Here is a 17,113-nt window from a genome sequence, read left to right as displayed (position 1 = left end):
TGCGGCACGAACTGCAGCCGTGCCCGGACGGACCGGTCCCGCGCACCACGCAGCCGGTACGGATCCCGGCCGGCGAAGCGGACGGTGCCGCCGTCGGGGGCGAGCAGCCCCAGCGCGAGCCGGGCCAGCGTGGACTTGCCGGAGCCGGACTCGCCGACCAGGCCGACCGCCTCGCCCGGGCCGACCGCGAGGCTGACGCCGTCCAGGGCGAGCCGGTCGCCGTAGCGCTTGACGACGCGGTCGACGCTCAGCAGGGCGGAGGCGGTCATCGGTGCGCTCCCGGGTCGGCGGCGACGAGCGCCGCGGTGAAGGCGTGGCCGGGGCTGGAGAGCACCCGCTCGGCGGGCCCGGCCTCGACGATCCGGCCCGCGCGCATCACCGCGACCTCGCCGCCGACCCGGCGGGCCGCCGCCAGGTCGTGGGTGACCAGCAGCAGGGCGATGCCGCATTCGGCGCGCAGGGTGGCGAACAGGTCGAGGATCCGGCCGCGGACGAGCGCGTCCAGCGCGGTGGTCGGCTCGTCGGCGACCACCAGTTCGGGACCGCAGGCGATCGCGACGGCGATCGCGGCGCGTTGCCGCAGGCCGCCGGAGAGCTCGTGCGGGTAGGCCCGGGCGACCCGGTCCGGGTCGGGGATCCCGGCGGTGCCGAGCAGCCGGGCGACCGCGGCGGCGAGCGCCCTGCGGCCCTCCGCTATCCGGTGGCGGCGCAGCACCTCGGCGAGTTGCGGGCCGATCCGGCGCAGCGGGTCCAGCGAGGCCGTCGGGTCCTGCGGGACGTAGCCGATCCGCCGGCCGCGCACCCGGGACAGCGCACGCTCGTCGAGGGCCGTCAGCTCGGTGCCGGCCAGCCGGACGGAGCCGGTGACCTCGGCGCCGCGGCCGGGCAGGCCGAGCACGGTGCGGGCGACGGTGGTCTTGCCGCTGCCGGACTCGCCGAGCAGGACGAGCGCCGCGCCGGGCTCGACCGCCAGCGACACCCCGTCCACCGCCCGGACGCCGCCCGGGTACCGGACGCCGAGGTCCGTGACCTCCAGCCCGCTCATCGGACGGCCTCCGGCAGCCGGGCCCCGGTGTCGCCGATGCGGTGGCGCAGCGCCTCACCGAGGGTGTTGAAGACCACCGACACCAGCAGGACGGCGAGCGCGGGCAGCACCGCCACCCACGGGTGGGTGAACAGGCTCGGCCGCAGCTCGTCGAGCATGGCGCCCCATTCGGCGGTCGGCGGGCCGACACCGAGACCGAGGAAGGACAGCCCGGCGGCGTACACGACGGCGAGACCGACCAGCGAGGAGCAGTACACAAGGACGACCGGGGCGACCACCGGGACGACCTGGCGGAGCACCAGGGAGACCGGCCCGGCCCCGCTGACCCGCGCGGCCTCCAGGTACTCGGCCGTCCGGATCCGCTGGACCTCGGTGAAGGCGACCCGGGCGACGGCCGGGGTGAGCACCACGGACAGGGCGAGCAGGGTGGCCCCGAGGCCGGGTCGCAGCAGGGTCGCGACGGCGATGGCCAGCAGCACCCCGGGGAAGGCGTACAGCACGTCCAGCGAGCGCAGCAGGGCCTGCTCCAGCACCCGCCCGCCGAGGCCCGCGGCGACGCCCAGCAGGGTGCCGGCCGCGGCGGCGACGGCCACCGGGACGATCCCGCCAGTGAGCGACGCCCGGGCGGCCCAGATCAGCCGGCTGAGCATGTCGCGGCCCTGGCCGTCGGTGCCGAGCAGGTGGCCGGGGCTGCCCGGGTCCAGCAGGCGGTCCTGGAGGTGCCCGGCGGCCGGGTCGTCGGGGGCGGCCAGCGGGGCGGCCACCGCCAGCAGCAGGAGCAGCACGGCGAGGACGGCCGGGAGCACGACGGGCAGGCGGGGAAGCAGGCGACGGCGCATCGTCAGCTCCTCACCCGGGGGTCGATCAGAGCGTGCGCGGCGTCCACCAGGATGTTGACGCCGACGAAGGCCACCGCCACCACCAGCACGCTGCCCTGGACGAGCGGCAGGTCGCGGGCGGACAGCGCGTCGTAGAGCAACCGGCCGATGCCGGGCCAGGCGAACAGGGTCTCCACGAAGACCACCCCCTCCAGCAGGTAGGCGAGTTGCAGGCCGCCGATGGTCAGCAGGGCGGGCGAGGCGTTGTGCACGCAGTGCCGCAGCACCGCCCACCGGCCCAGCCCCCGGGCCCGCAGCCCGTCGGCGAGCTCGCCGGCCAGCACCGAGCCGAGCACCGCCCGGAACACCCGGGCGGTCAGCCCCAGCGGGACGAGCGCGGAGGCGACGGCCGGCAGCACCAGGTGGCGCAGCAGGTCGGCCGGGCCGCCGTCGCCGAACGCGTCGTGGGTGCCGCCGGCCGGCAGCCAGCGCAGCTGCACCGAGACGACCGCGATCAGCACCAGGGCCACCGAGTACTGCGGCGCCGAGACGGCCAGTGTGGACAGCACGCCGGACAGCCGGCCGCCGAACCCGCGGGGACGCAGCGCGCCGGCCGCCCCGAGCAGCACGCCACCGGCCAGCACCAGGGCGAACGCCGCCGCGGTCAGGGTGAGGGTCTGCCCGAGTGCGGGCACCAGCAGCTGCGCCACGGGCCGCTGGGCGGAGATGGAGGTGCCGAGGTCGCCGGTGGCGGCGTGGGCCAGCCAGGACAGGTAGCGGACGGGCAGCGGGCGGTCCAGGCCGAGGCGCTGTGCCAGTTCGGCCCGGGCCTCGGGCGGGGCGCCGGGGCCGAGGAAGGCGGCCACCGGGTCGCCCGGGACGAGGGCGACGGTCACGAAGACCACCGCGGTGACCCCGAGCAGGGTGGGCACCGCCAGCAGCAGGCGGCGCAGCAGGAACCGTCTCACCCGTCGGCCCTCCGGGGCGGGGCGCCGGGCGGGCCGGCGGCGGGCCGGTGGGCGGGGGCGGGCATGTGCGGATTCCTTCCTGGGCGTCGGGTGGTCCGGCGGCGTCGGGCGCCCCGCCGGCCGGGGCCGGGTACGGCGGCACGGGGTACCGGGCGGGTGGCGGTCCGGGGTGCCGGACGGGTGGCGGTTCGGGGAACGGTGCGGCGACGGCAGACGCAGCGCCGCGCCGGGACGTCCGGCCGCTGTCAGGAAGGCTGCGGGCCACGGGGCCGGACAGCCAGTCAGCAGTTCATGCTGTTACCGCTGCTCATAGGAGTGCGGGGCCGGTGTTCGCCGCTGCCCCCGCCGCCGGGCCCCGGTCCCGTCCTTGACCTGCTGCGAGAGCCGGACCTAGGCTGGTTGTATGGCTAATCGGCGGACCGACTTCACCCTGGTCGGGATCGGCGGCTCCTGGCACCGCAGGTGCTTCGACGAGCTGTGTCGACCGCGCGTCACGCGCTGACCGCCAGGCCGCTCTCCCGCGCCGCGTCAGCGCCCCTCCCCACCCCGGGATCCACCGCTGCGCCGCCGCCTGCCCCCTGCCGGGCCGGCGGCCCGTCCGCAGCCGCCACGGATCCCCGCCGTAGCGCCGTGCCCGAGGGCCGGCCCGCCACCTTCGAGGGGACCGCACCGCGATGCCGCACCACACCGAACCGCCCTCCGCCACCGGAGGTCCGCGATGGCAGCACTGACCCAGCTGGCCGGGCCCGGCGCCGCCCGGACCTGCCGCCACCCGATCCGCCGCCCGCAACGGGTCGGCCCGCCGAGCGGCCCGCCCGCCGGGCCGTCCGCCACCGGCGGCCACGGCGCTCCCGGTTCGGGTGCGCCCGGCCCGTCCGACGTCCTGTTGCACGCCGAGATCGACAACCCGCTCGACCTGATCGCCGGTCACCAACTGCTGGCCGAGGCCGTGCCGGCGGTCGCGGCGACGGCCGCCGCGTGCGCCTGCGGGCATCCGATGTGCGGCGGTGGTGAGCCCCACCGCACCGCCGTGGCACGGGTGTTCCTGATGGAACGCCATCCGGTGGCCAGCGCCGGGCTGCGCAGCGTGCTGGCGTCGGTGCCGGGGCTGGCGGTGGTCGGCTCGACCGGCGACCCGCTGCGCGCGGTGGCCGCCGTCCGCCGGGTGCGGCCCGACGTGATCCTGCTCGGCCGGGGCGCCACCCTCGGCGACGACCTGGCCGCCGTGGTGGCGCTGCGCGGGCCCGACGGGGCGCCCGACGCCCGGGTGCTGCTGCTGCGCCGCGCCGAGTCGACGGCGGAGGCCAGCCGGATCCTGCTGGCCGGCGCCAGCGGCTGCTTCCCGCTGGACCTGGCCGAGGACCGCATCATCGGTGCCGTGCAACTGGCCGCGGCAGGCGGGTCGGTGTTCCTGCCCGCGCCGCCGCCGGCCCGTCACCACCCGACCGGGACGGTGGGCCACGCGGCCGAGCCGCAGCCGCAGCAGGTCGGCCTCACCGCACGGGAGCGCGAGGTGCTCGCCAAGCTGGCGCTGGGCCTGAGCAACGCCGAGATCGGCCGCGAACTGGCCCTCGCCGAGGCCACCGTGAAGAAGCACCTCACCCAGGCGATGCGCAAGATCGGCCAGTCCGACCGGCTGCGGGCGGCCCTGTACGCGCACCGGCACGGCCTGGCCGGCTGACCGCGTCCGCCGCCGCACCGTCCGGGGGCGGGTCCCGACCATCGGGGCCCGCCCCCGGCGTGCCGGGCCCGGCGGGGGCCGCGGGGGCGACCTTCGGAGCATCCCGGGGCGCCGATGGTCGCCCACGGCGGCTCCGTTCGGGGCTTCTGACCGACCGTCGGCGGTTCGTAGCGTGGGCAGTGCGGGCCGGCCACGGGCGGCCGGGCCGCCGCGGTCGCCGCGCCAGCGGTCGACACTCCAGCCGAAGGGAGACCCCGATGGGCGATGTGTCCGACGGAACCATCGCACGCACCGGCGACCGGCCCGCCGCGCCCGAGCAGCCGAGATCGCCGTACCGCGCGATGCCGGACGCCGAGCGTTCCGCGCTGTGGCGCCGCCGCCTGCACGAGGCCGAGGCCGGTCTGACCCGCTACCTGGTGTCGCGGGGCGACGAGGTGCACCTGACCGACTGGTTCGCCCTCCAGTCGGAGATCTTCGCCGACCTGCCGGACGCGGCCACCGCGCCGGCCTCCGAGTGGCAGCGGGTGTTCTTCCGCGGCCAGGCGCTGATGGAGCGGTTCCTGGTCGCCCGCTACGGCGAGGAGGTTCTGGCCGCCTGGGCCCGGTCGAACGCCGAGGTGCACCGGGAGGTCGAGCCCGACCACGGCCGGGGCGCCGCCGACCCGATCCACCGCATCGCCCGGCAGGCCGAACTGTACGGGTCCGACTACGAGTTCGACGACGAGGCGCCGCCCACCGCGGAGGCGGCGGCGCTCACCATCACGCACTGCGCGATCTGGGACTACCGCGAGAAGGCCCGCCGCAGCGGCGTCCGGATCACGCTGGCCTCGCCGTGCACGTACTGCACCGAGGCGCTCTCCGCCAACATCCGCGCCAAGGGCTACCGCCCGGCGCACCGGCTGCACAGCGGCCCGACCGGGCACGGCTGCCGCTGGGAGGCGTGCGCCCCGGGCCGCGCCGACCGCACCGACCGCACCGACCGCACCGACCGCACCGACGAATCCCGGGAGGCCTGAGATGTGCGGAGTCACCGGCTGGCTCGACTGGGAGGTCGACCTGCGCGAACGCGCGCGGGTGGTCGCCGAGATGACGGCCACGCTGGCCTGCCGCGGCCCGGACGCCGACGGTGTCTGGCTGTCCCGGCACGCGGCGATCGGCCACCGCCGCCTGTCGGTGATCGACCTGGACGGCGGCGCCCAGCCGCTGGCCGACGCCGAGCACCCGGCGGCCGTCCTCGGCTACAACGGCGAGCTGTACAACGCGCCCGACCTGCGGCGCGAGCTGGAGGCCCTGGGCCACGCGTTCCGCACCCGCTCGGACACCGAGGTAGTGCTCCGCGCCCACCTCCAGTGGGGGCGGACGCACCCCGGCGCTTCAACGGCATCTTCGCGTACGCCCTGTGGGACACCCGGCGCGAGGAGCTGCTGCTCGTCCGCGACCACCTGGGCATCAAACCGCTGTACTGGCACGCGCACCGCACCGGGGTGCTGTTCGGCTCCGAGCCCAAGTCCCTGCTCGCCAACCCGCTGTTCCCCGCCGAGTTGGACGCCGAGGGGGTGGCCGAGCTGTTCGCGCTGCCGGCGGCGCCGACCGCCGGGCACGGGCTGTTCCGCGGGCTGCGCGAGGTGCGGCCCGGCCACCTGGTCACGGTCTCCCGCACCGCCACCCGCGAAGTCCGGTACTGGCAGCTGGAGTCGAGACCGCACACCGACGACGCGGCGACCACCCGGGACACCGTCCGGGCGCTGCTCGCCGACGCGGTGGAGCGCCAGCTCCTCAGCGACGTGCCGCTGTGCACCCTGCTCTCCGGCGGCGTCGACTCCTCGGCGATCACCGCGCTCGCCGCGGCCGCCCGCGAGCGGGCCGGCCAGGGCAAGATCACCAGCTTCTCGGTGGACTTTCCCGGCAGCGCCGACCGCACCCCGGACGCCTGGCGGACGACCCGGGACGCCCCGTACGTGGCGGCCGCCGCCGACCACATCGGCACCCTGCACACCTCCGTCCTCGTCCCCGACGACGACCTGCTGGACGCCCGGGACGCGGTGCTGCGGGCCCGCGACCGCCCCGGCTGGGGCGAGATGGACGCCTCGCTGCACCTGCTCTTCCGCGAGGTGCGGCGGCGCTCCACGGTCGCGCTCTCCGGCGAGGCCGCGGACGAGATCTTCGGCGGCTACCCGTACTTCCACGACGGGCCCGCGCTCGCCTCCGGCACCTTCCCGTGGCTGCACGGGCGGACGACCCCGGCCGCGCTGCTCCGCCCGGAGGTGCGCGCCGACGTCCGCCCGGACGAGTACACGGCCGAGGCGTACCGCCGCTCGACCGCCGAAGTCCCGCGGCTGGCCGGGGAACCGGCCGAGGACGCCAGGGTCCGCGAGGTGTTCCACCTGGCGCTGACCCGGTGGCTGCCGCCGCTGCTGGACCGGGTCGACCGGGTCTCCATGTCGGTCGGACTGGAAGTCCGGGTGCCGTTCTGCGACCACCGGCTGGTGGAGTACCTGTGGAACGTGCCGTGGGCGCTCAAGGCGCCCGGCGGGCGCTCCAAGGGCCTGCTGCGGGACGCCGTCCGGGACCTGCTGCCACCGCAGGTCACCGACCGGCCGAAGAGCGGCTACCCGTCGACCCCCGCCGTGCGCTACACCGAGGTGCTCACCGCCCGGGCGCACGACCTGCTCGCCGACCCGAACGCCCCCGTCTTCGACCTGGTGGACCGGGCAGGGGTGCGCCGGCACCTCACCGAGGGCCGGCCGCTGCCGAGCCCGCGCACCGCCCCCAACCCGGTCGGCGGCCTGGACCACCTCGTCCAGGTCGACGAGTGGCTGCGCGCCTACCGGGTGGGGCTGCGGTGAGCGCCCCCGCCCGGACGGGCACCCCCGGGGCCGAGGCCTTCCGCGGCGCCGCCCGGCACTGGGCGACCGGTGTCGCGGTCGTCACCGCCGACTTCGACGGGGAGGTGTTCGCCAAGACCGTCTCCTCGTTCTGCACGCTGTCGCTCGACCCCCTGCTGGTGAGCGTCGCCGTCACCCGGCACAGCCCGATCGTGGCAGCCGTCCGCTCCGGCGGCCGGTTCGCGGTCTCGGTGCTGAGCGACCGGCAGGCGGGCGTCGCCCGGCGGTTCGCCACACCGGGCGCCGGCCGCGCCCTCGGCTCCTTCACCGCGGTGCCGATGCGGACGGAGACCACCGGCGCGCCGGTGCTGGAGGCCGCGCTCGCCTGGTTCGACTGCCACCTCCACGCGGCGCAGCCGGGCGGCGACCACACCCTGCTGATCGGCCGGGTGGCCGCCGCCGACGCCACCGGCGGCCGTCCCCTGCTCCACCACGACGGCCAGTTCCGCACACTGGCCCCCACCCCTCTCACCGCGACAGGAGTCGGCGCATGACCCTGCTGGACACGCCCGCCGCCGCCCGGGGCCTGCTCACCGGCGACCGGTACCGGGCCGAACTCGACGACGGGCGCGAGCTCTACCTCGACGGCACCCGGATCGGCAACCCCGCAGAGCATCCCGCGTTCCGTCCCGCCGCCGACGAACTCGCACGCCTGGTCGACCTCCAGCACGACCCCGACCACCGCGAGCTGCTCACCTGGAAGGACCCGGACACCGGGCTGCGGCTGGCCCGCGCCTACCAGCCGCCGCGCACCCTGGAGGACCTGCGCGTCCAGCGGCGCAGCGCCGAGTTCTGGCACGCCGAGGCGCTCGGCCAGCAGGGCCGCTCGCCGGCCTTCATGGCCTCCATCGCGGTCGGCGTGTACGACTTCCGGCACCGGCTGGCCACCGCCGATCCGCGGTTCGGCGCCAACGCCGAGGCCTGGTACCGGTACTGCGCCGAGAACGACCTGGTGCTCTCGCACGCGCTGGGCGACCCGCAGATCGACCGTTCCACCGACCCGGTGGACGACCCCGACCTGGCGCTGCGGGTGCTGGAGGAGAACGAGCGCGGCATCGTGGTGCGCGGCGCGAAGCAGCTCACCACGCTGGCCCCGCTCGCGCACGAGGTGCTGGTGTACCTGTCGGCCTCGTTCGCGGAGCGCCGCGGCGAGCAGTTCGTGGTCTGGTTCGCGCTGCCGCTCAACACGCCCGGCCTGGTGACGCTGGCCCGCGAGCCGCTCGGCGGCGAGTCCTGGGGCCACGCCCACCCGCTCGGCGCCCGCTACGACGAGCAGGACGCGATGCTGTTCTTCGACGACGTCCTGGTGCCCTGGGACCGCGTCTTCCTGCTCCGCGACGGGCAGCTGGCCCGCGAGGGGCTCGGCCGGATCAACGCCTGGAGCGCGTACGTCGGCCACATCCGCTACCGCGAGCGGCTGCGCACCCTGCTGGCCACCGCCACCCTGGTCGCCGAGTCGATCGGTGTGGACGGCTTCCGCAACATCCAGGAGGACCTCGGCCGGCTCGCCGGGTACGCCGAGCTGACCGAGTACTTCCTGGACGCCGCCGAGGCCCGCGGCGCGGTCACCGACGGCGGCCTGTTCGCGCCCGGCGACACCGCCGCCTCCCGGGTCTGGTCGGCCGAGGTCGCCGGGAGCGCGGTGGAGATCGTCCGGCGGATCGGCGCCTCCGGCCTGCTGATCCAGCCGACCGCGGGCGACCTCGCCCACCCCCGGCTGCGCCCGCACCTGGACCGCTACATGCGCGGCAAGGGCATCGACGCCGAACGCAAGTCCCGGCTGTTCCGGCTCGCCTGGGAGCTCACCGGGGACGGCTTCGGCCAGCGCCAGGACCTGTACGAGTACGTGCACCGCGGCGACCTCGCCCGCAACCGGATCAACATCTTCAGGCGCTACGACCAGAGCGCCGCCCGTGAGCGGCTGCTGAAGCTCGTCGCTCCCCCGTCCGTCACCCCCAGGAGGGCCAGTCGTGACCACCGCGTCCGCCGTCGAGATCCAGTCCCGCACGCTCGCGGGCTACGCCGACGCCAGCAGGCTGCGCCAGGTGCAGGACCGCGACTGGGTGCTCGACCGGGTCACCGGCGAGCCCCGCACCCTGATCGACCTGGGCAGCGGCATCGGTCAGCTGCTCCAGGAGGCGCTGGAGCGGCTGCCGTCGCTGCGGCTCGCGGTCGGCCTGGAGCGCTCCGAGCACCGCATCGCGGAGGCCGCCGAGCGCCTCCGGTCGCACGGTGACCGGGTGGCCCTGCACCCGGCCGACCTGACGGCGCCCGAGCCGCTGCCGTACCGGGCCGAGGTGATCACCCAGACCTCGGTGCTGCACTGGCTGTACCCCGACGAACACCGGGTGTTCGCCTGGGCAGCCGAACACCTGCTGCCCGATGGGCAGTTCCTGCTCACCACCTACCATCCGGCGCGCGACGCCCACGGGTTCGGCGGCGAGGACGACCTGGTGCGCGACGCCCTGGTCGCCCTCGGCGCCGACCGGGCGGAGGTGCCGGCGGTGTTCGAACGCGGCGGCGTGCTGCCGATAGCGACCCGGACCCGCCCGGTGGACGGCCTCACCGAGGCGCTCCGGCCGCACCTCGCCGTCCGCGGGCATCTGGAGCGGGACGCGGTGGTCACGGTGGAGGGCCCCGAGCAGTACGAGCACTTCCACGCCGCGACCTTCGGCGACTACTACAGCCGGCTGGTCGAGCCCGCGCAGCGGCCGGCGTTCTTCCGGGCCGTCGGCGAGAGCGCCTGGCGACGGCAGCAGGAGAGCGGTCACGTCAGCCACATGCCCGTCCGGCTCTGGGAACTGACACACCGTTGATTCCGGTGGTGTGCGCCGGCCCGCTCCCCGCGGGCCGGCGCACACCGCCTACCCTGGACAGGCACCGCACCGTCGGCCCCGCCGCCCGCACCGCCCGCCGAGGAGCAGAACCGTGTCAACTCCCGCCACCGGACAGGAACTCGGCGCCTTCCTGCGCGCTCACCGCGAGCTCCTCAAGCCCGCCGACGTCGGCCTGACCGCCACCGCCCGCCGCCGCACCCCCGGCCTGCGGCGGGAGGAGGTCGCCTCGCTCTCCGGGGTCGGACTCGCCTGGTACACCTGGCTGGAACAGGGCCGGGTCACCGCCTCCCGGCAGGTGCTGGAGGCGGTCGCCCGCGCGCTGCGGCTGGACGCGGCCGGGCTGCGGCACGCCATGCGCCTGGCCGGCTACCACGAACCGGCCACCCCGGACGGCGCGGGGGCCGGCCGGCTCGCCGCCGCCGTCCAGCCCGTGCTGGACTCCTGGCCGGCCAGCCCGGCCGTCCTCGTCGACCGGCACTTCGACCTGCTCGGCTGGAACGCCGCCTGGGCAGCCCTGTGGGGAGCGCCCGAGACCGTGCCCGCCGACCGCCGCAACCTGATGTGGCTGATGGCGGCCGACCGGCGGCTGCGCGCCGTCCTGCACGACTGGGAGCCGCTGGCGATGAACGTCTTCCAGCACTTCCGTGCGCAGGCCGGGCCCGCCCTCGCCGATCCGCGCACCGGCGAGGTCTACCGGCACCTGGACGCGGACGCGCCGGAGCTCCGCCACTGGTGGGGATGCCACTCGGTGGCGGAGCTGACCGCCCGCACGGTCACCGTCGAGCCGGCCGGCGTCGGGCCCGTCCGGCTGACGCTGTCCTCGTTCCACCCGGTCGACGACCCGTCGGCGCTGGTGCTGCTGTTCACCCCGGCCGACGCGGCCGGGCGCGAGCGGATGGCCGACCTGACCGCCCACCCGCTGCGGGCGGTCGACCCGGCAGCGGGCGGGCGGCGGGCGGCCGGCTGACCGCCGCGGATCAGCCCGCGGCGGGCGCCCGGCGCAGGCCCCGGCCCACCACCAGGGCGCCGAGCGCGGCCAGCACCGCCGCACCGGCGCCGATCAGCAGCGCCCCGGTCGCCACGTCGTCGAACGCACCGACCGCCCAGGCGCCCAGGCCGGTGCCCGCGTACATGGTGGAGGTCAGCCAGGCGCTGGAGGTGGCCCGCAGCTCGGGGGCGACCGTGCCGGCCAGGGTCTGCTGGTCCGTCACGAAGCCGCCGCTGGCCACGAACCACACCACGACGCCGGCCAGGGCCACGGCCAGGCCCGGCCCCTCGGCGGCCAGCGCCACCCCGGCGGCCAGCAGCACGCCCCACACGGGCAGCAGCGGCAGGTCGGTGCGGCCGGCCGCGCGGGCCCGGTCGCCGAGCCGCCCGCCGAGCAGCGAACCGGCGACGCTGCCCGCGCCGACCAGCAGGCCGACCAGGCCGAGCGCCTGCACCGACAGGCCGAAGCGCTCGACCAGCACGGCGCCGAGGAAGGTGTACGCGCCCAGGTTGGCGCCGTGGAAGACGGTGTTCACCAGCAGCGCCCGGCGCAGCGCCGGGTCGGCCCAGCCGGCCAGAACCGCGCGCAGCGCACCGGCGGCCGGGGCCGTGACGACCGCACCGCCCCGGACCTGGCGCAGCAGCAGCGGGACGGCGGCGGCGGTGCCGACCGTCAGCGCCCAGAACGCCGCCCGCCAGCCCGCGGCGCCGGCCAGCAGCCCGCCCAGCGGGACGCCGATCACCTGGCCGCAGGAGAACAGCGCCATGCCGAGGCCCAGCGCCCGGCCGCGCACCGCGTCCGGCGCGGTCTCCGCGATGTGGGCCCAGATCGCCGGGCCGGCCGCCGCGGCCGCCAGCCCCGCCACCGCCCGGGAGAGCACCAGCAGGGTCAGGTCCGTGGAGAGGGCGGCCGCCGCGTTGGAGACCACGAACAGCAGGGTGCCGGCCACCAGGGTGCGGCGCCGTCCGAACCGGTCGCTCAGCAGCCCGAGGAACGGTGCGGCGACCGCGTACACCAGCACGTACGCGGTGACGCTGGAGGCCGCGGCCGTCTCGGTGACGTGGATCGAGCCGGCGATGGTGGGCAGCAGCGGCGACACCAGGAAGGTCTCGGTGCCGAACAGGAACAGCAGCACGAACACGCCGGCGTAGCGCCACCGTTCGAGCCCGGCTGCCCCGGCCGGGGTCTGCTCGGCGGTCGTCGGCGGATCGGAGATGGTGCTCACGGGATCACCCTTCGGTACGGGTCCGGAGCCGCCCGCCGGGACGGCGACGGGCGGCGGCTCCGGGCGGGGTCGGGTCACGGGCCGTCCGGCCCGGCCATCGTGCGGGGGCCGCCGGACGGCAACCAGACAGGCGATCATCCTGTGACCGGGCGTCACAGGCTCGGGCCGGGCGGCGGCCCCGACACGCCGCCGGTCGGCCGTACCCGGGCGGCCGCCCGGCGATGGCCTTCAATCGCAGGGTGAGCTGTCTCTTCTGCCAGGCCGTCGCCGGGGAACTGGCGGTCCACCGGGTCCTCGACGACGAGGCCGTCTGCGCCTTCCTCGACCACCGCCCGCTCTTCCCCGGCCACCTGCTGGTGGTGCCCCGGCGGCACGTCGCCACCCTGACCGACCTGACGGCGGAGGAGACCGGTCCGTACTTCGAGCGCGTCCGGCGGCTGACTGCGGCCGTCGAGGCGGGCATGGCCGCGGCCGGCAGTTTCGTCGCCGTCAACAACCGGATCAGCCAGTCGGTGCCGCACCTGCACGTGCACGTCGTGCCGCGCAATCCCAAGGACGGACTGCGCGGCTTCTTCTGGCCCCGCGGCCGCTACGCCGACGACGCGGAGGCGGCGGCCGCCGCCGCGCGGGTCCGCGCCGCCTTGGACTCCCGCTGAGGTGCCGGGCGGACTGTCGGTGCGGTGCGGCAGGCTGCCGGGCATGGACGAGCAGCAGTTCTGGGACGTGATCGCCGAAGCCCGCCGGCAGGGCGGCGAGGACGCCGAGGCGGTCGCCGCCCACGCCGCCGACCTGCTCGCGGCCCGGCCGCGGGCGGACATCCTCGACGCCGAGCGGGTGCTCCAAGGCCTGCTGGCCGACTCCTACCGGGGCGAGCTGTGGGGCGCCGCCTACCTGATCAACGGTGGGTGCTCGGACGACGGCTTCGACTACTTCCGCGGCTGGCTGGTCACCCGGGGCCGGGAGGTCTTCGAGCAAGCAGTCGCCGAACCGGACTCGCTGGCCGGGCTGGCGGCCGTCCGCGCCGCCGCCGAGGCGGGCGAGGATCTGGACGGCGAGGACACCCTCGCCGTCGCGTGGACGGCACACCGCGCCGCCACGGGCGAGGACCTGCCGGACGACTGCTTCACCCTCTCCTACCCGGACATCCGCTTCGCGTGGGACTTCGACGACGAGGGCGAGACCGCCCGCCGGCTGCCCCGGCTGTCCGCCCTCTTCGCCCAGGACTGAGCCGGGACTGAGCCAGGGCGGGCCCGGACCGCGCCCGGCCCCCGATCGGCGACAATGGGTGCCGTACGGAGCGCCGGAGCGGCCGGCGCCGGCCCCCTCGGCAGGAGATCACCCGCGGTGTCCCCCACGCACGAAGCCCCCGTCCCCGACCGGGAGACGCTCGGCCTGGTCAGCGACTGCGCGAACTGCTTCGGGCTGTGCTGCGTGGCACTCCCGTTCGCAGCGTCCGCGGACTTCGCGGTGGACAAGGCCGCCGGCACGCCCTGCCGCAACCTCCGGGAGGACTTCCGCTGCGGCGTGCACGCCACGCTCCGCGACACCGGCTGGCGCGGCTGCACCGTGTTCGACTGCCACGGCGCGGGCCAGAAGGTCTCCCGGCTCACCTTCGGCGGGCGGGACTGGCGGCAGTCGCCGGACACGGCGCGGCAGATGTTCGCGGTGTTCCCGGTGATGCGACAGCTGCACGAACTGCTCCAGTACCTCGCCGAGTCGCTCGGCCGCCCGGCCGCCCGGCCGGTCCACGCCGAGCTGCGGCGGGCTCTGGAGGAGGTCGACGCACTCACCCGCGGCAGCGCCGAGTCCCTTGCCGCGGCGGACGTGCCGGCGATCCGGGCCGAGGTCAACGCCCTGCTGCTGCGGACCAGCGAACTCGTCCGCGCCGGATTGCCCGGCCGCCGGCGCAACCACCGCGGCGCCGACCTCGTCGGGGCCCGGCTCAAGGGCGCCGACCTGCGCGGCGCCAACCTCCGCGGCGCCCTGCTGATCGCCGCCGACCTCACCGGCGCGGACCTGCGCAGCGCCGACCTGATCGGCGCCGACCTGCGGGACGCCCGGCTCGGCGGCGCCGACCTCACCGACGCGATCTTCGTCACCCGGCCACAGCTCGCGTCCGCGCGGGGCGACGGCGCCACCCGGCTGCCCGCCGGTCTGGACCGCCCGGCCCACTGGGGGCCGGGCGCCGTCGACAAAGGCCCGATGACCGGGCGTCAGTCGGTCCGGGCGCCCTCGGCGAGCACGGCGTCGGCGGCGGCCGGCTGCGGGTCCGACGCCTGCCGGATCCGGGCCCAGGCGTCGTGGTCGAGGCGGGCGATCCGCTCGTACTCGGCCAGGAACCCGTCCACCTGACCGGCCTCCGGTGCCGCGCCGCCGAGACCGGCCCGGTGGTAGGCGATCCGGCGTTCCAGCTCCTCCAACCGGTGGACGGTCTCCGACCGCTGGATCCACAGGGTGCGGTGCCCGAAGAAGGCCTGCCAGGCGGCGAGCACGGTGATCAGCGCGCCGAGGCCGAGGGCGCTGTCCGCCAGCCACTCCCGCGCGGCGCCGTCGACCCGCACGCCGAGCAGCACGGTGATCGCGGCCGACAGGCCGACGGTCGCGAGCTGGAGCGCGAAGGCGGTGCTCCGGTCCCGGTCGCGGCGCCTGCGGCGGCCCACCAGCTGACGGCGCACCTCCTGCTCCACGAAGTCGAGCTGACGAACCGTCGGGCCCGTGTCCGTCGCACCCTCGTCCGTCCTGTCGGCGTCCATGCCGTCCCCCTCGCCCGTCCGGCGGCCAGTGTGCCATCCGCCGCCGACGGCGCGGCACCCCGGGGGCGGTGGGACAGAACCCCCGCCCCATCGCGTTAAGGGGTCATGGACCGCACAGTTACCGAACATCCCGCGCCCGCGCGGCCGCTGGAGTTCCGCGCGTTCGCCGCGGCGAGGGGGCACCACCTGATCAGAACCGCCTACCTCCTCACGGGCGGCGACGCGCACCTCGCCGAGGACCTCGCCCAGGAGGCGCTGAGCCGCCTGTACGGCCGCTGGCGGAAGGTCTCCCGGCTGGAGAACCCGGCCGGGTACGCGCAGACCGTCCTGGTCAACACCTTCCTCTCGCACCGGCGCCGCCGCAGCAGCAGCGAACAGCCCACCGACCGCATCACCGAGGTCGGGGTGAGCGGGCCGGACACCTCGCTGCGGGTGACGCTGCTCCGGGCGCTCGGCGAACTGCCCGCGCAGGACCGGGCGGTGCTCGTGCTGCGGTACTGGGAGGACCGCAGCGTCGAGGAGACCGCGGCAGCCCTGCGGATCGGGTCGAGCACCGTCCGCTCCCGCAGCAGCCGGGCCCTGGCCCGGTTGCGGGCGGTGCTGGGCGAGGGCCTGGACGAACTCGTCCGGCCGTGAGGCTCCCCCAGCCCGAGCAGTCGCCACACCCGCAGGCCGCGGGACACCACGAGAGGACGCGGAGCACAACGATGCCCTGGGAAGAGAACTTCACCGCCGCGCTGGGGTCGGCCGCCGACCTGGCGCCCGAACCGGACCCGACCGGCCTGGCCGCGGCGGCCGAGCACCGCGGCCGGCGCCGGCGGCGCCGCCGGGCCGCGCTGACCGGCGCGGTCGCCGCCGTGGTGGCGGCCGCGGTCACCGGCGCCGTGCTGACGGGCCCGGGCGCCCTGCTCACGGACCCCGCGGACGGCCCGCAGTCCGAGATCTCCGACACCTACATGCGGGACACCCTGCTCTCCCTGCTGCCGACCGGGCAGACCTCCGCCGCACAGGGGATCGGACGGTCCCGGGGCAGCACCCTGCGCCCCTCCGCCACCGTGCGGTTCGACACCGGGCACGGCGCCGGCCAGATCAACCTGCTCACCGAGCACGTCGCCGTGCCGCTGACCGCGGACACCGCGGGAACGCAGTGCGCGGACCCGTTCGAGACCCCGACGGAGAGCTGCGCGCGGACCGTCCGGACGGACGGGTCGGTCCTGGTGACCAACGTGCTGCTGCCCCGCGCCCAGGGCATGCCGAAGGAACTGGTGGTGGTCGACACCCGCGCGGACGGCACCCAGGTGCGGGTGGAGGCCTACAGCCCGGAGGGCGGCACAGCCGTCCCGCTCACCGTCGACCAGGCGGTCGCGGTGGCCACCAGCAGCGCCTGGGCCCACCTCGCCGACGGGATGCGCCCCACCTCCGTACCGGCGACGCACGCGGCCGTCCCGGCCGCCGCCGACCTGCGCGCGGAGGCGGTCCGCCTGCTGCCCGCCGGAGCCGCCGCGGAATCGGCCGACGCCCCGCAGCAGCCGCCGGGGGCGACGCACCTGAAGGTGACGGTCGGTGGCGCGTCCAGCTGGCTGACCGTCCGGGTGTCCCCGAAGTGGTCGCCGGAGGGCGGCGGGGATCCTCGCAAGTCCTTCGAGTCGAACGCGCGGGGGACGCTGTCGCACACCGCCGACGGCAGCAGCGTGGTCGTCCGGCAGACGGGGCGGACCAAGGAGGCCACGGGGGCCGGCAGCGGGGCGACGATCCAGACCGCGATCGAGGTGCTGCACCCCGACGGCACCCTGGTCTGGGTCTCGGAGCAGAACGGCCCGAACGGCTACACCTTCGAGCCGGGCACGCCCGCCCTCACCGTCGATCAGCTGACCGCCGTGGCGACGGCGTCGGTCTGGCGGCGGGGGTGACAC

The 17,113-nt window shown here is 76.5% G+C and carries 15 protein-coding genes and 3 pseudogenes; 12 read left to right on the top strand and 6 right to left on the bottom strand.

Annotated elements, in window-relative coordinates; all coding sequences use genetic code 11:
• Positions 1 to 26 precede the first annotated feature (26 nt).
• The 4 genes and pseudogenes from ABEB13_RS30295 to ABEB13_RS30280 all read right to left on the bottom strand — a co-directional run.
• A pseudogene (locus tag ABEB13_RS30295) lies at positions 27 to 269 on the bottom strand (ATP-binding cassette domain-containing protein); the annotation flags it as partial.
• Complete coding sequence (locus ABEB13_RS30290) at positions 266 to 1,045, bottom strand: ABC transporter ATP-binding protein (protein WP_345708002.1); 780 nt, start codon at positions 1,043 to 1,045, stop codon at positions 266 to 268. The gene ABEB13_RS30290 and the pseudogene ABEB13_RS30295, both read right to left, overlap by 4 nt.
• Positions 1,042 to 1,884, bottom strand: a complete 843-nt coding sequence (locus ABEB13_RS30285; protein ID WP_345708001.1) for an ABC transporter permease — start codon at positions 1,882 to 1,884, stop codon at positions 1,042 to 1,044. Before ABEB13_RS30285 ends, ABEB13_RS30290 begins: the two co-directional genes overlap by 4 nt.
• Positions 1,885 to 1,886: 2 nt before the next feature.
• Positions 1,887 to 2,831 carry an ABC transporter permease gene (locus tag ABEB13_RS30280; RefSeq protein ID WP_345708000.1) on the bottom strand — a complete coding sequence of 315 codons (945 nt, stop codon included), beginning with the start codon at positions 2,829 to 2,831 and terminating at the stop codon, positions 1,887 to 1,889.
• 718 nt (positions 2,832 to 3,549) lie between these two features.
• On the opposite strand from ABEB13_RS30280, the gene ABEB13_RS30275 reads away from it, so the two are divergent.
• The 7 genes and pseudogenes from ABEB13_RS30275 to ABEB13_RS30240 all read left to right on the top strand — a co-directional run bounded on the left by ABEB13_RS30275 (position 3,550) and on the right by ABEB13_RS30240 (position 11,201).
• Complete coding sequence (locus ABEB13_RS30275) at positions 3,550 to 4,512, top strand: LuxR C-terminal-related transcriptional regulator (protein WP_345707999.1); 963 nt, start codon at positions 3,550 to 3,552, stop codon at positions 4,510 to 4,512.
• A 257-nt stretch (positions 4,513 to 4,769) separates the two neighbouring features.
• Positions 4,770 to 5,528, top strand: a complete 759-nt coding sequence (locus ABEB13_RS30270) for a hypothetical protein (RefSeq protein ID WP_345707998.1) — start codon at positions 4,770 to 4,772, stop codon at positions 5,526 to 5,528.
• Between the two features lies 1 nt (position 5,529).
• Positions 5,530 to 7,358 (top strand): annotated as a pseudogene (gene asnB, locus ABEB13_RS30260) (asparagine synthase (glutamine-hydrolyzing)).
• A complete protein-coding gene (locus ABEB13_RS30255; RefSeq protein ID WP_345707996.1) occupies positions 7,355 to 7,891 on the top strand; it encodes a flavin reductase family protein in 537 nt (178 codons plus the stop codon). Before asnB ends, ABEB13_RS30255 begins: the two are co-directional and overlap by 4 nt.
• Complete coding sequence (locus ABEB13_RS30250) at positions 7,888 to 9,633, top strand: 4-hydroxyphenylacetate 3-hydroxylase family protein (protein WP_345707995.1); 1,746 nt, start codon at positions 7,888 to 7,890, stop codon at positions 9,631 to 9,633. Before ABEB13_RS30255 ends, ABEB13_RS30250 begins: the two co-directional genes overlap by 4 nt.
• Positions 9,515 to 10,213 (top strand): class I SAM-dependent methyltransferase, encoded by a 699-nt coding sequence (locus tag ABEB13_RS30245; protein WP_345709876.1) that lies wholly within the window; start codon positions 9,515 to 9,517, stop codon positions 10,211 to 10,213. The genes ABEB13_RS30250 and ABEB13_RS30245 overlap by 119 nt, the downstream gene beginning before the upstream one ends.
• Positions 10,214 to 10,325: 112 nt before the next feature.
• Positions 10,326 to 11,201 (top strand): helix-turn-helix domain-containing protein, encoded by an 876-nt coding sequence (locus tag ABEB13_RS30240; RefSeq protein WP_345707994.1) that lies wholly within the window; start codon positions 10,326 to 10,328, stop codon positions 11,199 to 11,201.
• A gap of 10 nt (positions 11,202 to 11,211) precedes the next feature.
• Here the strand turns inward: ABEB13_RS30240 and ABEB13_RS30235 are convergent, their stop codons facing one another.
• The gene (locus tag ABEB13_RS30235) at positions 11,212 to 12,447 is read right to left on the bottom strand and encodes an MFS transporter (RefSeq protein WP_345707993.1); all 1,236 of its coding nucleotides are present in this window, start codon (positions 12,445 to 12,447) and stop codon (positions 11,212 to 11,214) included.
• 239 nt (positions 12,448 to 12,686) lie between these two features.
• Here ABEB13_RS30235 and ABEB13_RS30230 point away from each other — a divergent pair, with 239 nt between their 5' ends.
• The 3 genes and pseudogenes from ABEB13_RS30230 to ABEB13_RS30220 all read left to right on the top strand — a co-directional run.
• On the top strand, positions 12,687 to 13,103 hold the full coding sequence (locus ABEB13_RS30230) for an HIT family protein (RefSeq protein WP_345707992.1): 417 nt from the start codon (positions 12,687 to 12,689) through the stop codon (positions 13,101 to 13,103).
• A 43-nt stretch (positions 13,104 to 13,146) separates the two neighbouring features.
• Positions 13,147 to 13,674, top strand: coding sequence for a DUF4240 domain-containing protein (locus ABEB13_RS30225; protein WP_345707991.1), 528 nt, complete (start codon positions 13,147 to 13,149; stop codon positions 13,672 to 13,674).
• A gap of 117 nt (positions 13,675 to 13,791) precedes the next feature.
• Positions 13,792 to 14,622 (top strand): annotated as a pseudogene (locus ABEB13_RS30220) (pentapeptide repeat-containing protein); the annotation flags it as partial.
• Between the two features lie 38 nt (positions 14,623 to 14,660).
• Here ABEB13_RS30220 and ABEB13_RS30215 read toward each other — a convergent pair.
• On the bottom strand, positions 14,661 to 15,200 hold the full coding sequence (locus tag ABEB13_RS30215) for an SLATT domain-containing protein (RefSeq protein ID WP_345707990.1): 540 nt from the start codon (positions 15,198 to 15,200) through the stop codon (positions 14,661 to 14,663).
• A gap of 105 nt (positions 15,201 to 15,305) precedes the next feature.
• Between ABEB13_RS30215 and ABEB13_RS30210 the strand changes: the two genes are divergently transcribed.
• Entirely contained in the window at positions 15,306 to 15,836 is a 531-nt protein-coding gene (locus ABEB13_RS30210; RefSeq protein WP_345707989.1) for a SigE family RNA polymerase sigma factor, read from the top strand.
• Positions 15,837 to 15,907: 71 nt separating this feature from the next.
• Complete coding sequence (locus ABEB13_RS30205; protein ID WP_345707988.1) at positions 15,908 to 17,110, top strand: hypothetical protein; 1,203 nt, start codon at positions 15,908 to 15,910, stop codon at positions 17,108 to 17,110.
• Positions 17,111 to 17,113 lie beyond the last annotated feature (3 nt).

It is taken from the genome of Kitasatospora paranensis (assembly GCF_039544005.1).
Lineage (GTDB): Bacteria > Actinomycetota > Actinomycetes > Streptomycetales > Streptomycetaceae > Kitasatospora > Kitasatospora paranensis.
This window is presented reverse-complemented; position numbering and strand designations above follow the sequence as displayed.

What these genes read in the sequence shown, in the direction of transcription:
- ABEB13_RS30270 (WP_345707998.1), top strand. Translation starts at nt 4,770, where the DNA reads ATGGGCGATGTGTCCGACGGAACCATCGCACGCACCGGCGACCGGCCC.
- ABEB13_RS30210 (WP_345707989.1), top strand. Translation starts at nt 15,306, where the DNA reads ATGGACCGCACAGTTACCGAACATCCCGCGCCCGCGCGGCCGCTGGAG.
- ABEB13_RS30250 (WP_345707995.1), top strand. Translation starts at nt 7,888, where the DNA reads ATGACCCTGCTGGACACGCCCGCCGCCGCCCGGGGCCTGCTCACCGGC.
- ABEB13_RS30275 (WP_345707999.1), top strand. Translation starts at nt 3,550, where the DNA reads ATGGCAGCACTGACCCAGCTGGCCGGGCCCGGCGCCGCCCGGACCTGC.
- ABEB13_RS30225 (WP_345707991.1), top strand. Translation starts at nt 13,147, where the DNA reads ATGGACGAGCAGCAGTTCTGGGACGTGATCGCCGAAGCCCGCCGGCAG.
- ABEB13_RS30215 (WP_345707990.1), bottom strand. Translation starts at nt 15,200, where the DNA reads ATGGACGCCGACAGGACGGACGAGGGTGCGACGGACACGGGCCCGACG.
- ABEB13_RS30285 (WP_345708001.1), bottom strand. Translation starts at nt 1,884, where the DNA reads ATGCGCCGTCGCCTGCTTCCCCGCCTGCCCGTCGTGCTCCCGGCCGTC.
- ABEB13_RS30205 (WP_345707988.1), top strand. Translation starts at nt 15,908, where the DNA reads ATGCCCTGGGAAGAGAACTTCACCGCCGCGCTGGGGTCGGCCGCCGAC.
- ABEB13_RS30290 (WP_345708002.1), bottom strand. Translation starts at nt 1,045, where the DNA reads ATGAGCGGGCTGGAGGTCACGGACCTCGGCGTCCGGTACCCGGGCGGC.